General features: G+C 64.3%; 13 protein-coding genes. 6 read left to right on the top strand and 7 right to left on the bottom strand.

From position 1 onward, the window contains the following. Positions 1 to 2: 2 nt before the first annotated feature. The 3 genes from MOV80_RS15960 to MOV80_RS15950 are packed head-to-tail and all read left to right on the top strand — an operon-like array spanning position 3 to position 3,036. On the top strand, positions 3 to 722 hold the full coding sequence (locus MOV80_RS15960; RefSeq protein WP_019103214.1) for an ABC transporter ATP-binding protein: 720 nt from the start codon (positions 3 to 5) through the stop codon (positions 720 to 722). Then, complete coding sequence (locus tag MOV80_RS15955; protein ID WP_019103215.1) at positions 719 to 1,639, top strand: HlyD family efflux transporter periplasmic adaptor subunit; 921 nt, start codon at positions 719 to 721, stop codon at positions 1,637 to 1,639. Before MOV80_RS15960 ends, MOV80_RS15955 begins: the two co-directional genes overlap by 4 nt. Continuing rightward, complete coding sequence (locus MOV80_RS15950) at positions 1,636 to 3,036, top strand: efflux transporter outer membrane subunit (protein WP_249605301.1); 1,401 nt, start codon at positions 1,636 to 1,638, stop codon at positions 3,034 to 3,036. The genes MOV80_RS15955 and MOV80_RS15950 overlap by 4 nt, the downstream gene beginning before the upstream one ends. Position 3,037: 1 nt before the next feature. Here the strand turns inward: MOV80_RS15950 and MOV80_RS15945 are convergent, their stop codons facing one another. The 7 genes from MOV80_RS15945 to MOV80_RS15915 form a co-directional block, all read right to left on the bottom strand. Beyond that, on the bottom strand, positions 3,038 to 4,459 hold the full coding sequence (locus MOV80_RS15945) for an ATP-binding protein (protein ID WP_043592159.1): 1,422 nt from the start codon (positions 4,457 to 4,459) through the stop codon (positions 3,038 to 3,040). Beyond that, positions 4,456 to 5,106, bottom strand: coding sequence for a response regulator transcription factor (locus MOV80_RS15940; protein ID WP_019103219.1), 651 nt, complete (start codon positions 5,104 to 5,106; stop codon positions 4,456 to 4,458). The genes MOV80_RS15945 and MOV80_RS15940 overlap by 4 nt, the downstream gene beginning before the upstream one ends. 72 nt (positions 5,107 to 5,178) lie before the next feature. Then, positions 5,179 to 5,607, bottom strand: a complete 429-nt coding sequence (locus MOV80_RS15935; RefSeq protein ID WP_039756027.1) for a MarR family transcriptional regulator — start codon at positions 5,605 to 5,607, stop codon at positions 5,179 to 5,181. A gap of 19 nt (positions 5,608 to 5,626) precedes the next feature. After that, complete coding sequence (locus MOV80_RS15930; RefSeq protein ID WP_052052093.1) at positions 5,627 to 6,046, bottom strand: DUF488 family protein; 420 nt, start codon at positions 6,044 to 6,046, stop codon at positions 5,627 to 5,629. Between the two features lie 137 nt (positions 6,047 to 6,183). Next, the gene (yiaY, locus tag MOV80_RS15925) at positions 6,184 to 7,314 is read right to left on the bottom strand and encodes an L-threonine dehydrogenase (protein WP_019103222.1); all 1,131 of its coding nucleotides are present in this window, start codon (positions 7,312 to 7,314) and stop codon (positions 6,184 to 6,186) included. 99 nt (positions 7,315 to 7,413) lie between these two features. Further along, entirely contained in the window at positions 7,414 to 8,115 is a 702-nt protein-coding gene (locus MOV80_RS15920; protein WP_019103223.1) for a MarC family protein, read from the bottom strand. Positions 8,116 to 8,373: 258 nt separating this feature from the next. After that, positions 8,374 to 9,900: an amino acid permease gene (locus MOV80_RS15915; RefSeq protein WP_249605300.1), complete on the bottom strand. Its 1,527-nt coding sequence runs from the start codon at positions 9,898 to 9,900 to the stop codon at positions 8,374 to 8,376. A 799-nt stretch (positions 9,901 to 10,699) separates the two neighbouring features. Here MOV80_RS15915 and MOV80_RS15910 point away from each other — a divergent pair. The 3 genes from MOV80_RS15910 to MOV80_RS15900 all read left to right on the top strand — a co-directional run bounded on the left by MOV80_RS15910 (position 10,700) and on the right by MOV80_RS15900 (position 14,825). Further along, the gene (locus MOV80_RS15910) at positions 10,700 to 11,680 is read left to right on the top strand and encodes an isocyanide synthase family protein (protein WP_052052092.1); all 981 of its coding nucleotides are present in this window, start codon (positions 10,700 to 10,702) and stop codon (positions 11,678 to 11,680) included. Between the two features lie 35 nt (positions 11,681 to 11,715). Continuing rightward, positions 11,716 to 13,503, top strand: a complete 1,788-nt coding sequence (locus MOV80_RS15905) for an L-tyrosine/L-tryptophan isonitrile synthase family protein (protein ID WP_249605299.1) — start codon at positions 11,716 to 11,718, stop codon at positions 13,501 to 13,503. A gap of 68 nt (positions 13,504 to 13,571) precedes the next feature. Beyond that, the gene (locus MOV80_RS15900; protein WP_118267205.1) at positions 13,572 to 14,825 is read left to right on the top strand and encodes a nucleotide disphospho-sugar-binding domain-containing protein; all 1,254 of its coding nucleotides are present in this window, start codon (positions 13,572 to 13,574) and stop codon (positions 14,823 to 14,825) included. The last annotated feature ends 26 nt before the right edge of the window (positions 14,826 to 14,851 follow it).

The following is a 14,851-nucleotide window of genomic DNA, read 5'->3' as shown; positions in this document are numbered from 1 at the left end:
TCATGTCCGCCTCTCCCGCCATCGTCGGCGAAAACCTGAACCGTTCGTTCAGCAACGGCAAGACCGAGCAAACCGTGCTCACCAATATCTCGCTGTCCATCTTGCCCGGCGAACTGACCCTGATCATCGGCCCGTCCGGATCCGGCAAAAGCACCTTGTTGTCCGTGCTTTCCGGCCTGCTGCCGCCCAGCTCCGGCCGCGTCACCGCGCTGGGGCTGGAACTGACCAAGCGATCCATAGAAGAATTGAGCCGCTTCCGCTTGGAGCATTGCGGTTTCGTATTCCAGGGCTTCAACCTGTTCGCCTCGCTGACCGCACTGGAAAACGTGCTGCTGCCCCTGAACTACGGCCCCAAGATCACCAAGGCCGAAGCCGAGAGACGCGCGCAGGAAGCCTTGGAGCTGGTGGGCCTGGGCCCGCGCGCCAAGCTGCGGCCGATGGAGCTGTCCGGCGGCGAAAAACAACGGGTCGCCATCGCCCGCGCGCTGGTCAAGCGGCCCAAGCTGATGTTCGCCGACGAGCCCACCAGCGCTCTGGACAGCCACAACGGCCAAGTGGTGATCGACCTCTTGCACCAGATCGCCCAGGAACAAGGCACCACGGTGCTGGGCGTGTCCCACGACAACCGCCTGATCAAGCACGCCGACCGCGTCATCACCCTGGAAGACGGCCAGGTGGTCAAGGATCTGCGCGTCCATAACACGCCGATGGAGGTAGCATGAGCAGCCCTATTCCCAAGACCCCGCTGCGCCTGGGCTCGCTGCTGGCGCTGAGCCTGTTATTGAACGGCTGCTCCGAGCCCCCGCCTCCCGCGCCGGTTCAGCAATCCCCTTGGGCCGCCATCGCCAAGGGCCGCGTCAGCATAGAAGGCGGAGTGATCAATATCGCCGCGCCGCGCGCGGGCATTATCCGAGAGGTGTCCGTGGAGGAAGGCGCCGAGGTCAAACCCGGCGCGGTGCTGGCCCGGATCGACGACCGCGAAGCCAACCTGGCGATGAAGGTGCGCGAGCAGGAGCGCGACGAGGCGCGGCAGGCGCTGACGCTGCTGCAGGTCAAGCACGCCATCGCTCAGCGCGAGCTGCAACGGGTGTCCGCGCTAAGCGGCGACGAGGTGGTGTCCAAACAGGAAAAAGACAACGCCCGCGATCAGGTCAGGCTCAGCGCCTCCGAACTGGCCCGTCAGCAGGCGGCGGTAGCCACCGCCGACGCGCAAGTGGCCGCCAGCAAACTGGAAGTGGACCAGCACGTGGTGCGCGCGCCGCTGGCCGGGCGCATCATCCGCCGTCAGGCCCGCCCCGGCGACGGCACCTCCACGCTGAACGTGACGCCGCTGTTCATGTTCGCCCCCAACGGGCCGCGCATCGTCCGCGCCGACCTGGAAGAACGTTACGTCGGCGTGGTAACGCCCGGACAGGCGGCGGAAGTGACGCTGGAGGCGGACGAAACCAAGGTCTACAAAGCCAAGGTGCTGCGGCTGGGCCAGGTGTTCGGCAACCGTCCGGACAACGACGACCCTAATGAAAAACAAGATGTGCGGGTGATTGAATGCGTGCTGGCGCTGGTGGACGCGCCGGAAATCCGCATCGGCCAGCGGGTGCTGGTGCGCATCTCCCGGCAAGACAAGGCGGGCAAACCATGATGCGGCCCATCGCTCTGCTCCTGCTCCTGACGCTTGGCGGCTGCGCCGGGATGGAACCTTCGCGCCCCGCGCCGGCGCTGCCGGAGCGCTACAGCCAGGCTCTGCCCGGCCATGCGCCGGACGCCCAAGCCTGGGACGGTTTCGGCGATCCCGGTCTCAGCCGGTGGATCGCGACGGTGCGCGAGGGCAACATCGACCTCGCCGCCAGCCTGGCGCGGCTGGACGCCGCGCGCGCCGAACTGGGCGTGCTCAACGCAGACCGCTACCCCAAGCTGGACTTCGAGCAATCGGTAGAGCGGCGCAAGCTGTCCAAGTTCGATTTGGGCGAAGTCGGCGAAGACACCGCCAACCCCAGCACCCGCTACAGCTCGCGGCTGGCGCTGGGCTATGAGGTGGACTTGCGCGGCCGGGTCAGCGCCGCGGTCCGCGCCGGCCGCGCCGATCTCAAGGCCAGCGGCGGCGACCTCGACGCGCTGGGCCTGAGCCTGGCGCGGCAGACCACGGAACTGTGGCTGACGCGGGCGGAGCTGGCCGCCGACGTCGAACTGCTCAGGGAGGCCGCGCGGCTGCGCCAGCGCCTGCTGGCCGGGGTCGCCGCCAAACGCCGCGTCGGCCTGGCCAGTGGCAAGCAGTTGCTGGAGCCGGATAGCGAGGCCAGCGAAGCCGCCCGCCTGCTTGCCCAGCAAGGCGACGCGCTGAAGCGGGTGGAACGCAGCCTATGCCAGCTGGCCGCCCAAATGCCGAACGCCTGCGGCTTGCCGCCGGCGCGGCCGCTGCGCGAACTCAGGCTGCCGGAAGTGGGCGGCGAAGTGCCGGCCCGGCTGCTGCAACGCAGGCCGGACCTCAGCGCGGCCCAGGCCCGCTACGACGCCGCGCGCGCTCGCATCGACGAGGCGGAGGCGGCTCGCTGGCCGTCGCTGACGCTGAACGGCGGCCTGGGCATCAGCGCCGGCAGCTGGTCCGCATTGCGCGGCAGCAAGGTGCTGAACTGGTCGCTGTTGCCGCAGTTGGACATTCCGCTGTTCGACGCCGGCAAGCGCAAGGCCGAAGCCCAGCGCGCGCGTTCTGCCGCCGCAGAACAATACGCGGCCTGGCGCGGCGCGGTCACCCGCGCGGTGTACGAAGTGGAAGACGCGGCCGCCGCCGCTCACTTCGCCGGCACGGACCAGGAAGCCAAGCAGCGCCAATACGCGGACGCCAGCCGCCGCTTGCGCGCCGAGCGCGACGCTCGCGGCGTGGGCCTCAGCGACGGCCAGGCGGAATGGCGCGCACAGCTGGCGCAGCTTCAGGCGGAACAGGGCGTACAAGGCGCGCGCCGCCAGCAGCTGCTGGCGGCGGCCAATCTGATCGCCGCCTTGGGCGGCGGCTGGGAGGGCTCGGACAAGACCACGCCTTGAGCTATGCCGGCTGCGCCCCGCGCTCCGCGGCCGGGGCCTCCGGCGCGGCGCAGCGCGGCAGGCGGATTTCCACTCCCAGGCCGTTGCCGTGCAGGCCATCGGTCAACAGCAGGCTGCCGCCGTGCAGCTCCACCACCCGCTTGACAATGGCCAGCCCCAGGCCGCTGCCGGTGACGGTGTTGTCGGGCAGGCGCACAAAACGCTTCAACACCTGCTCGCGCCACTGCGGCTCGATGCCCGGACCGTCGTCCAGCACCGCCAGCCGCAGATTGGAGAACCCCTCGCTGACTTCCACATTGATGGACGCGCCGTCCGGGCAGTAACGGATGGCGTTGTCCAGCAAATTATCCAGCAAGCTGTCCATCGCGCTGGCGTCGCCGCAGCAAGCCGCCGTCTGCGCGCCGTCGTAAGCCAAGGTGATGTTGCGCTCCATCGCCCGCGGCACATGCCGCGCCAAGGCCGCGCGCGCTAACGCCCCCAGGTCGAAGGACACCGGCCGCACCCGCGCCGACTCCGCGTCCAGCCGCGACAGCGTCAGCAGCTTGCCCACCAGTTCGCCGCTGCGGCCTATGCTGGCGTCCAGCAAGGCCGCCAGCGCCGCCCTCTCCTGCTCGGACTCCGCCCGCGCCAGCAAATGCACTTGCGCGCCAATCGCCGCCAGCGGCGTGCGCAGTTCGTGCGCGGCGTCGGCGAAGAAGCGCTGCTCTCCTTCGCGAAAGGTGGCCAGCCGCGACAACAGCTCGTTGACGGAATTGAACACCGGCCGCAGTTCCTGGTATTCGGGATCGGCGCAGGCCAGCGGCGCCGTCGATTGCACATCGCGCGAGGTAATGGTGGTGGCCAGCGTCGCCAAGGGCTGCAAGGCGCGGCCGTAGCCGACGCGCAGCAGCAACATGATGATGGGCACAGCAGCGATCAGCGGCATCAGAAAGAAGACCAAGATCTCGGCCTGCACCCGCTGCACGAAGCTGCGCGCCACCGCCAGTTGCACCTGCACCGGCGCATCGGCGGCGTCGACCACCAGGATGCGCCAGCGTCCCTGGTTGGCCGGCGCGTCGGCGCTGACAGGCTGCGCCAGTTCCGGCCAGGTATTGGACACCGCCAGCAAATGCTGGCGCTTGTCGACGATGCGGTAGGCCAGCTCGCTGCGCAGCGGCGGCTTTTCGCTATAGCCATGGCCAAACTGGCCTATCAGTTGATCGACGATGCGCACGCGCTCCCCGGGCTTGACGTCGGCGCTGTAGACGGTAGCCAGCGTGCGCGCCAGTCCGCGCAGATCCCCGTCCAGGTAGCCGGACCCCACACGGGTCACTTCCCAGTAAAACCAGGCGAACAGGACCAGCCATACCGCCAGCAGGGAGCTCAGGCTGGTCCATAAGAGCCGCCGGTAGAGCGAACGCCGCGCCAGCGAGGGAATGATCATGCCGGCTTGGGCAACAGATAGCCGACGCCGCGAATGGTGCGGATCCAGTCCGAACCCAGCTTGCGCCGCAAATTGTGGACATGCACCTCCAGCGCGTTGTCGGATTCGCAGCACAGATGCTCCACCAGGTGCTCGCGGCTAACCACCTTGCCGGCCTTGCGCACCAGTTCGAACATCAGCGCGAATTCCGACGGCGACAAGGCTACCGCCGCGCCGTTCATCGACAGCTCGCGGGTGTCGGCGTTGATGCATAAATCGCCGATCTGCCAATTGGCCGACACGAAGCCGCTGCTGCGCCGGGTCACCGCCTGCAGCCGGGCCAGCAGTTCCGGAATGGCGAAAGGCTTGACCAGATAGTCGTCGGCGCCGTTGTGCAGGCCGGTCAGCCGGCTCTCCAGCGCGTCGCGCGCGGTCAGGATGATCACCGGCAGCGTCGATCCGTTGCCGCGCAACTCCTGCAGCAAATGCAGGCCCTCGCCGTCCGGCAGCCCCAGATCCAGCAGCAAGGCGTCCTGCGGCTCATCGGCCAGAAAAGTGCGCGCTTCTTTCAGCCTCCGCACCCAGACGGTGCGAAAACCGGCCTGGCGCAAGGCCTGCCCCAGCGCCTCGCCCAATGCCAGGTCGTCCTCAACCAACAATATGTTCACGGGATGTCTCCGCACGCCAAAGCAATGTCAAAATCATGCCAGAGCGCCATGGCAAAATCTACCGCGCCGGCGTCAATCCTGAGCTTGCAGCAGGTGGTCCAGGGACAGCACGTCGCCCAGCCGCCGCAGGGCCTGCAACTCCTCGCGGTGCTCGCGCGCCAGGCGTTCCGCCAGCGCCTCGCCCTTGGGCGTCAGCCGCACTTCCACGCAGCGGCGGTCGTCCCGCCCCGGGCTGCGCGCCACCAATTGTTGCTGCTCGCAGCGGCTGATCAGGCCCACCACGCTGTGATGGTGCGACTGCAGCCGCTCGGCCAGCTCGGCCACGGTGGCCCAGTCCCGTCCTGGAAAGCCCTTGATCTGCAACAACAGCAGGTATTGCAGCATGGTGATGCCATGGCGCTGGGCCGCCTCTTCGCTAAAACGCTGGAAACGGCGCAAGCGGTAGCGGAAATCCGCCAGACGTTCGAAATCCTGCTTGGAAAAATTCGGGGGGTCGGACACGCGGGTCACCTCGTTCGGCTCAACCGTCCAGCAAAGCGCGGTAGCACACCGGCGAAGCCAACTCCCCCGCCTCGATGCGTTCTATCTCGTCCAGCTTATCGCCCAGGAACTGCGCCAAGGCCTGCGCCGGCTGCCGCTCGCCGCCGCCTGCGTGCAACAGCACCAGGCCGCCGCCGCGGCTGGCCTTCCAAAGCGGCCACCAGCGCTGCGGATTCGCTGCCAAATCAGCCCAATACACTTCACAGAATGTGGGCCAATGGCGTTCGTCCTGACGCAGCCAGTTAAGCAGGCCGGGCGCCGGCGCCACGCTTTTCAGCCAGTGGGCGGCATCCAACGCCTGCCGAGGCAGACCCTTGGGCCAGGTTTCCTCAATCAGAAAAGCGTTCTCAAGGCCCTGCCGGTATTCGCTCACCGGCAACAGGCGGATTTTTGCGTCCATTGCGTCACTCCTTATTTCATCTGGCGGCGGAGGCGGTGCGGCGTCGTCAGAAATATCGCATTACGATATTTAATGGTCAAAAAAAGGCGGCTGGGCCGCCCGTTTGGCCGCGGTTGTTACACCGCGGCCATCCACTTCTACAGCGCGGCCTTGAAAATCGCGCAGATTTCTTCATGGCTGGCCTGGATCGGATTGGTGAGGCCGCAAGCGTCCTTCAAGGCGTTGGCGGCCAGCTCCGGAATATCCTCTTCCTTGACCCCCAACTGCGTCAATCCTGCCGGAATGCCTACGTCAGCCGCCAATTGGCGTATGGCGGCGATCGCCGCTTCCGCGTTGGCGGCCACGCCCAGCGCCGCGCCGACGTCGGCCAGACGCTGGCCGGCCGCCTTGGCATTAAAAGCCTGCACATGCGGCAGCAGCACCGCGTTGCACACTCCGTGCGGCAGATCGTAGAAGCCGCCCAACTGGTGCGCCATCGCGTGCACATAGCCCAGAGAGGCGTTGTTGAAGGCCATGCCGGCCAGGAACTGCGCGTAAGCCATTTGCTCCCGCGCTTCCATGTCCAGGCCGTGGCGCACCGCGCGGCGCAAGTGGCCGGCAATCAGCGTTACCGCCTTCAAGGCGCAAGCGTCCGTGATGGGCGTGGCGATGGTGGAAACGTAAGCCTCCACCGCGTGGGTCAGCGCGTCCATGCCGGTGGCCGCGGTCAGCGACGCCGGCATGCCGGCCATGGTTTCCGGATCGTTGACCGACAGCACCGGCGTGGTGTGCTTGTCCACGATGGCCATTTTGATGTGGCGGGATTCGTCGGTAATGATGCAGAAGCGGGTCATTTCCGAGGCGGTGCCGGCCGTGGTGTTGATCGCCACCAGCGGCAGTTGCGGCTTGGCGGACTTGTCCACACCCTCGTAATCCTGGATCTTGCCGCCGTTGGCCGCTACCAGGGCTATGCCCTTGGCGCAGTCGTGCGGCGAGCCGCCGCCCAGCGACACCACGGCGTCGCAGCCATGCTCGCGCAACAGCGCGAGGCCGGCGCCGACATTGGCGGTGGTGGGATTGGGGTGCACGCCGTCGAACAGCACGGTGGCGATGCCGACGCCGCCCAGCAATTCCGTGACGCGGCCGGCCAAGCCGGTTTTCACCAGGCCGGTATCCGTCACCATCAATACTTTGCGGTAGCCGTAACCGCGCATGGTCTCAACGGCTTGTTGCAAACAGCCCGCGCCCATCAGGTTGACGCAGGGAATGAAGAAAGCGCTGGTCGCCATGGCAAACTCCTGTTCTTAAGACATTTGTCATAAGCGCAGTATGCTTATTTTGGCCGATACGGTATTTGCCTCACATCAAAAGATGTCCAATCATCCCGCTCACTTGTGCGGCAACACATCCTGCACCAACAGGGCGACCAGGGCGCCGAAGCCGTCCCACATGATCTGCACCCCCAGGCACAGCAGGATGAAGGCGGACAGCCGCAGAAACACCACCGAGCCGGTCTGGCCCAGATAACGCAGTAATTTATCGGCGTGGCGGTAGCACAGATAGACCAGCACGCTGCACACCAGCACCGCGCAGCCGCCGGCCAGCGGCGAGATCGCGTATTTGACGATGCCCTTGCCGGTATCGGTCAGCGAAGCGCCCATGGTGATGGCCACCGAGATGGAGCCCGGCCCCACCGTCAGCGGAAAGGTCAACGGATAGAAGGCGCGTTGCTTCAGCGCGTCGTGGTTTTCCGCCTGAATGGGCTGATCGGTGGAAGTGGGATTGCTCTCCGGCGGCGCGTCGTTGAGCATGCGCCAGGCTGCGAAAGTAATCAGCAGGCCGCCGGACAACTGCACCACCGGCAAGGACACGCCGAAGAAAGACAGCACATAACCGCCGGTGAACATGCTGCCCAACAGCAGCAAGGCGCAATACATGGCGATGCGGCGCGCCAGGTAACGTCGCTGCTGCGGCGTATTGCGCGCCGTCATCGAGATGAAAATGGGCACCAGCCCCGGAGGATTCATGATCGGCAGCAAGGCCGCCATCACAAACAGAAACTTTGTTATGAATATTGTCAGCAACTGCATGGTGGGATGACTCCGAAACCATCGAATTCAGATCGAGAACGGCCGCGGGCGCGGCGCCAGCCGCCATATTACACAATTCATCAATATTGCAACCGGCTCTCGCTCGGACTCCGGCGCCCCTCGCCGGTTTCGGCGCATCGAGAGCGCGCCCCTCGCCGGCGCCAAATCCATAGCAATCAGTCTCTTACGTCAAACAGCCCGGCAATGCCGGGCTGTTTGACTCACTGCCGCCCCAAGGCCGGCAGAATTCACAACGGATCAGCGCGTGGCGGCGGCCAGCTTGCCGTTCTCGTTCTCTTGGCGCAAGGAACGAGCCTTGATCAGCGCCTCGCTGAAAGCAATCTCTTCCAGCGCCACCATCCGGGTTTTGTGCTTGAACTTGTAGCCCAGCCACAGAGCCAGGAACAACGGAATGCCCAGGTAGGTGGCGATCACGGCGCTCCAGTCGATATGTCCGCCGATGAAGGCCTCGTAGTTCTGGCCCAGCATGATCAGAAGGCACAAGGCGAAGGCGAACAGCGGCCCCAGCGGGAACCACTTGGCCTGGTAAGGCAGGTCGGCCAGATCATGGCCCTGCTTCACATAGGCGCGGCGGAAGCGGTAGTGGCTGATGGCCACGCCCAACCAGGCGATGAAGCCGGTCATGCCGGAGGAGTTCAGCAGCCACAGATAGACCGCGTTGGTTTCAAACAGCGAGGTCAAGAAGCACAGCGCGGCGATCACGCTGGTGGCGTACAAGGCATTGCGCGGCACTCCGTTGCTGGACAGCTCGGCAAAGCGCTTGGGCGCCATCTTGTTGCGCGCCATGGTGTACAGCATGCGGGTGGACGCGTACATGCCGGAGTTGCCGGCGGACAGGATGGCGGACAGGATCACCGCGTTCATCAGGCTGGCCGCCATGGCGAAGCCGGCGCGATTGAACACCAGAGTGAACGGGCTGGCGCCCACGTCCTTCATATCGTTCTTCAGCAGCAGCGGATCGTTGTACGGCAGGATCAGGCCGATGATCAGGATGGACAGCATGTAGAACATCAGGATGCGCCAGAAAATCTGCCGCACCGCGCGCGGGATGGTCTTGCCCGGATTGGCGGATTCTCCGGCGGCCACGCCGATCAACTCCGTGCCCTGGAAGGAAAAACCCACGATCATGGCCACGCCCACGAAAGCGGCCAGGCCGCCCACAAACGGGCCTTGTCCCTGCTGCATCACCGACAAACCCGGCGCGATGCGCTGCGGGTTGGGGTCGGTCATGATGCCGAAGATCATCAAAAAGCCAATGATGATGAAGGCGACGATGGTGGCCACCTTGAGCATCGAGCACCAGAACTCGGCCTCACCAAAGCCCTTCACCGAGAAATAGTTGAGCACGAAGATGATCAATAGGAAGCCGGCGCTCCAGACGATGCCGGGCACTGCCGGATACCAGTAATGCATGATGATGGCGGCCGCGGCCAACTCCACCGCCACGGTGATGGCCCAGTTGTACCAGTAGTTCCAACCCTGGGCGAAACCAAAGGCCGGATCGACGAAGCGCGAACCATAAACCTGGAAGGAGCCGGACTCCGGCATGAAGGCGGCCATTTCGCCCAAGCTGGTCATCAGGAAGTAGACCATCAGGCCGATCAGCGCGTAGGCGATCAAGGCGCCGCCGGCGCCGGCCGACGCCACGGTGGCGCCGGAGGCCAGGAACAGGCCGGTGCCAATGGAGCCGCCGATGGCGATCATCGACAGGTGGCGCGCCTGCAAGGTGCGCCTAAGCTCTTGGCTCTCTTGTTTTTTTTCCATCTCTTTGTCTCAAGTGCGCCTGCTCGGCGACATTGCTTTCGGCTCGCTGCGGCCAGCCGGCGGCCTGTTGTCGCAACGACAGGCAGTCGTAATCGAAACCCAAAAGAATGACAGCAACCACGACTGTTGACTAGTCAAACATGGCTTTGGAGCTTAAAAAACGAAAATGTCATGTTCGCAAAGGAATATCGCACCCGGTTGGACTGCGACCAAGAGCCTGTGACAAGGTCCCGCGAGCGCCGCGCGACGGATCTGTCGCATGAATCATACAGTTTTCACCCGTCTACCCCGCTCCAGCACGCGGCTTGAAGCGCGGCGCGACCGAGCCGTCGCACCGTGGTTTCATGGGAAAACTCACAGTCGACCGTCGTCTTGCCCCGTTTACAAACATGAATGAATCTCATTTGCAAAAATGACAAATAAAACCTTGTCATACAAAGAAAATTTTAAATTTAATCCAAATTAAAACAAATTAGGCATCACAAATCGTCACAACCGTATTTACAATTTTCACACTTCCACACTGAACAAAAACTACCCCAATTAAATAAAAAACCACTCGTACCTTATTCGTTCAACCCCTTCCGCATATCAATATAACGATTACTCATAACTCTATAGCGGCTAATTTTTTCGCCCGCTCTCAACATCTGCCATAAAATGGCCGCGCTTACTAAAAGCAAATCGTGTCCTTTCCATTATTTTGGTTACCACATAACGATAAGCAAAACGCTCGCGCATGAACGCGGGCAAGTGGCAATGCCATCGCTTTTGATTCCACAACCAATTGAGATAAACCATGAACGCCATTGTCGACCCTGTTTTTCACCCATTTGGAGTTTCCGCGGCGGATCTGGCCCGGCAAATACTGGGGCTGGTTTTCAAACTGCGCCGCATTCACCCGGAGGATCTAACCGCAACGGAAGATCTGGACGCGGAAATGGCCCCTCACCTTCCCAAGATTCAAGCCGCCGTAACCCGCCGCCAGCCGCTGCAAATGATTCTGCCGGCCTTCCCCGGCAAATCGCCCAATCGCAATAAAACCCTGGGCGCGATGCCCGATTTGGCCGAGCGCCACGCGATGGATAATCTGCATCAGCTTTGCAAAGACATTCAGAGCATCTACCCGCCGGGCGCTCAAGTCGCCATTTGTTCGGACGGATATTGTTTTTCCGACGTGGTGTATATCCCGGACGCGGAAGTCGCCGCCTATATGGACGACTTGATTCGCTATGCGCGGCAGCGCCATGGAGACAGCTTTCGCTTTTACGACTTGAAAGATCACTTCAGCTATATCGGCGACCTGGATTCGCAGCGCGAAGAATTGCTGATTCTTTACAGCGACTCCATCGAGCAGATCAAACGCCAATGCCAGGACGAACCTGCGATGCGCGCGATGTACCAGGGCATTACCCGCTTCCTGTTCGAGGACGCGCAAGGCATGGAGCGCTTTGCCGGCCACAGCAAGACCAGTTTGCAGAAAATGGCGCGCGCCAACGCCTATCGAGTGATTCAGCGCAGCAACGCCTGGAGCCGGCTGCTGGAACGCGCGTTTCCGGACAGCCTGCGCCTGTCCATCCATCCGCAATTTCGCGTGTCGTCCAAGATCGGCGTGCGGCTGGTGGACAGCGTCGATGCCTGGCTGACGCCCTGGCACGCGGCCGCGATCAAGCACGAGCACGGCGTGATGTTGAAAAAGCGCAGCGACATCGACGAAAACCAGTCCGCCTTGGTCTTTGTCGACGGCCGGCCAAGCCACTTCATCGCCACCGCCGCCTGAAGCCCCTCCCCTTATTGTTCATTTCGAGTATCGCCATGCAAAACGAACCCCTTGTCGCTTCCATCGTCTCCATTTTGCTCGACGCCTTCCAGGGCGATCCGGACCACCCGCAGCTTGAGTCCTACCGCCAGGCGCTGAGCGCTCAAGTGGAGCGCTTCGTGCGCCGGCAACAGCCGCTGCAACTGCTGCTGCCGGGCTTTCCGCTGAAATCCCCCAACACCCGCGACAAAACCGCGTCCGACCGCCCCGACTACGCCGAATACGCGGCGCTGGAACGGCTGGACCAACTGTGCCGCGCCGTCGGCCGCGTCTACCCGGCTGGTTGCGCGCTGGAACTGTTCAGCGACGGCCTGAGCTTCCACGACCTGCTGGACATCCCGCGCGACACGGCCAACGACTACCACCGCCGGCTGCGCGCTCTCTACGCCAGCCCGGTGCTGCGCTGGCATGACTACGCCAGCGTCCAGCCCGGCTTCGACCGCCAGCGCGACCGCGCGGAAAGCGTGCTGCGCCGCTACCTGCCCGCCGCGGCCGCGGACTTCTCCCAGCCGCTGCCGGAAAACCAGGCCGGACGCCAGCCGCAATGGCTGGACCTGCTGCGCGAAGACAATGCCGCGCGCGGCATCGCCGAGGCCGAGGACTGGCCGCGGCGCGCGCTGCGTCTGGCCTGGCGCGGCATCGCGCTGGACGCGATGCTGGCCGAACACTTCCCGGAAGCCATCCGGTTGACCATCCACCCATCCGGCTCGCCCGGCGGCAAATTCCCCATCCGCCTGTCTCCGGCCCAGGCCGAGGCGGCCTTGCCCTGGCACCGCGTCTACCTGCTGAACCTGGCCGGCCGCGGCGAGCTGGTCTCCAAGCGCCAGGCGCTGGACGCGCGCCGCGCCAAGGCGGTGAGCTTCGACGGCCAACCCTGGCTCTACCTGGAACAAGCCGGCGCGGAATGGGAAGGTTGCGAACTATCGGTCATGCTGGCCGGCCGCTTCGGCCTGTTGATCGAAAACCGCCGCCCCGGCGCCAACTGCCTGTCGCTGCCGCGCCCGGCCTTGACCCGCTTGGCTCAGCTCTTCGGCTTCGTCGCACTGCGCGGCTTCGCCGTGGAGAACGAGGACAATCTGATCGACTTCAGCGCCCAGTTCGGCACCCCTTACATCTGGCAGTTCGGCGCGGTGCACAAGGTCAAGCCGGAGGAAGACGCCGACGGCTTCGTCCACTCCTTCGAGGAACTGCCGCTGCACTGGGATTTGAGCATGCTGCCGGCCGACAATGAGTTCGTGCGCAAGAACCCGCGCTTCAGCGCCAGCCTGTTCGCGCTGTATTGCAAGACAGCGCCGCAACACGGCGAAGGCCAGACCACGCTGGTGGACGCGCGCAACATCCTGCGCCAAGTGCCGACGGCCACGCTGGCCGAATGGGAGCGGCTGCAAATCCGCTACCACACCAAGTTCACCTATTTCGGCGGCGACGCCCGCGTCTATCCGCTGGTGGAAACCCACCCGGACACCGGCGAAGCGGTGCTGCGTTTCCAGGAGAACAGCAACTCCGAACTGCAAAAGTTCTTTGTCGACGTGGAAGAACGCGCCGACGACTACCCCAACCTGGTCCAAGAATTGCTGGAACGGGCTTACGCGCCGGAAAACCTGATTGAGCACGACTGGCACGACGGCGATCTAGTGCTGATCGACAACTACAACAGCCTGCACGGCCGCCGCGCGATGACACGCGCCTCGCGCGGACGCGAGCTGTGGCGTGTCCAGGTCCACAAAGGCCAAGAACCGGTTCAAAGACTCGCGAGCAAGGGCGCGATCGTAAACACGTTCTAAGGCCCGCCCCGCGCCGTCCGGCCCCGCCGGACGGCCTTGCCTCCCTCTCCCATCTCCCAAGAACCGCCATGAACCCACGCAAGCAGAAAATCCTCTTCGTCGGCGAGGCCGTCACCCTGGCCCATGTCGCCCGCCCCTATACCCTGGCCGCCGCGCTGCCCGCCTCGGACTACGATATCCATCTGGCCGCCGCGCCGCGCTTCGATTACCTCTACCAACGCCAGGACATCCATTACCATCCGCTGCTCACCAAGAGCTGCGAAGATTTTCTTCACGCCGTGGACAACGGCAAGGCCTTGTACCGCCGCGAGGAAATCATCGCCTACGCCGAAGAAGAATTGCGTCTGATCGAACGCCTGGACCCGGACATCATCGTCGGGGACTTCCGCCACTCGCTGGGCATCAGCGCCGCGCTCTCCGGCAAACCGCTGATCAACCTGATCAACGCTTACTGGAGCCCCCACCGCCGGCCGGAGCCGCTGCCGGTGCCGGAGCTGGCCAAGATCAATCTGCACCGCCTGCCCGTGATGACGCCGCTGATGCGCTGGATCACCCCGCTGGCCACCCGCTTGCTGGCGCGCTCGCTCAACCGCGCCCGAGCCCACTACGGCCTGGCCCCCTTCGCCAATTGCTTCGAAGCCTGGAGCCACGGCGATCAAGTGCTGTACTACGATTCGCCGGAGCTGGTGCCGCTGGGCCCGCTGCCCGCCCACCACCACTATCTGGGCCCGGTCACCTGGTCGCCGGGCGGCCCGTTGCCGGACTGGTGGCCTCAACTGCAAGACCGCCCCACCGTCTACCTGTCGCTGGGTTCCTCCGGCAATCTGGCCCTGCTGCCCACCCTGATAGATCAACTGCTGGGCGAAGGGCTGCAAGTCATCGCCAGCACCGGCCGCCGCCAGCGGCTGCCGCAGCGCTCCGGCCTGTTCAGCGCCGACTTCCTGCCCGGCGAGGCCGCCGCCGCCCGCGCGGACCTGGTGATTTGCAATGGCGGCAGCCCCACCAGTTACCAGGCGCTGCAGCAAGGCCGCCCGGTGATCGGCATCCCGTCCAATATGGACCAGCTGCTGGCAATGCGGCATATCGAAGCCTACGGCGCCGGCGTCATGCTGCGCCGCCACCACATCGAAACCGGCCGGCTGCCGCCTCTGTTGCGGCGCATGCTGTCCAAGCCCTCCTATCGCCAGCGCGCGCAGCAACTGGCCTGGCATTTCGCCGCCACCCGCCCGCACCTTACATTTCGACAAGTCTTGCAACAATTCGACATACAATCGCCGACGCAAGCAAAGCCCGGTTCAAACAAGGAGCGCATAATGCCGTAAGCATCGACCCTCGGCCTGCTGCGGCG

The organism is Chromobacterium sp. IRSSSOUMB001, from assembly GCF_023507765.1.
GTDB lineage: Bacteria > Pseudomonadota > Gammaproteobacteria > Burkholderiales > Chromobacteriaceae > Chromobacterium > Chromobacterium haemolyticum.
Note: the sequence above shows the minus strand (reverse complement) of the source record. Positions and strands in the feature narration are given on the sequence as shown.

Excerpts from the sequence above, each read along its gene's own strand:
- MOV80_RS15960 (WP_019103214.1), top strand. The coding sequence starts at position 3 with ATGTCCGCCTCTCCCGCCATCGTCGGCGAAAACCTGAACCGTTCGTTC.
- MOV80_RS15955 (WP_019103215.1), top strand. The coding sequence starts at position 719 with ATGAGCAGCCCTATTCCCAAGACCCCGCTGCGCCTGGGCTCGCTGCTG.
- MOV80_RS15950 (WP_249605301.1), top strand. The coding sequence starts at position 1,636 with ATGATGCGGCCCATCGCTCTGCTCCTGCTCCTGACGCTTGGCGGCTGC.
- MOV80_RS15945 (WP_043592159.1), bottom strand. The coding sequence starts at position 4,459 with ATGATCATTCCCTCGCTGGCGCGGCGTTCGCTCTACCGGCGGCTCTTA.
- MOV80_RS15930 (WP_052052093.1), bottom strand. The coding sequence starts at position 6,046 with ATGGACGCAAAAATCCGCCTGTTGCCGGTGAGCGAATACCGGCAGGGC.
- yiaY (WP_019103222.1), bottom strand. The coding sequence starts at position 7,314 with ATGGCGACCAGCGCTTTCTTCATTCCCTGCGTCAACCTGATGGGCGCG.
- MOV80_RS15920 (WP_019103223.1), bottom strand. The coding sequence starts at position 8,115 with ATGCAGTTGCTGACAATATTCATAACAAAGTTTCTGTTTGTGATGGCG.
- MOV80_RS15915 (WP_249605300.1), bottom strand. The coding sequence starts at position 9,900 with ATGGAAAAAAAACAAGAGAGCCAAGAGCTTAGGCGCACCTTGCAGGCG.
- MOV80_RS15910 (WP_052052092.1), top strand. The coding sequence starts at position 10,700 with ATGAACGCCATTGTCGACCCTGTTTTTCACCCATTTGGAGTTTCCGCG.
- MOV80_RS15905 (WP_249605299.1), top strand. The coding sequence starts at position 11,716 with ATGCAAAACGAACCCCTTGTCGCTTCCATCGTCTCCATTTTGCTCGAC.
- MOV80_RS15900 (WP_118267205.1), top strand. The coding sequence starts at position 13,572 with ATGAACCCACGCAAGCAGAAAATCCTCTTCGTCGGCGAGGCCGTCACC.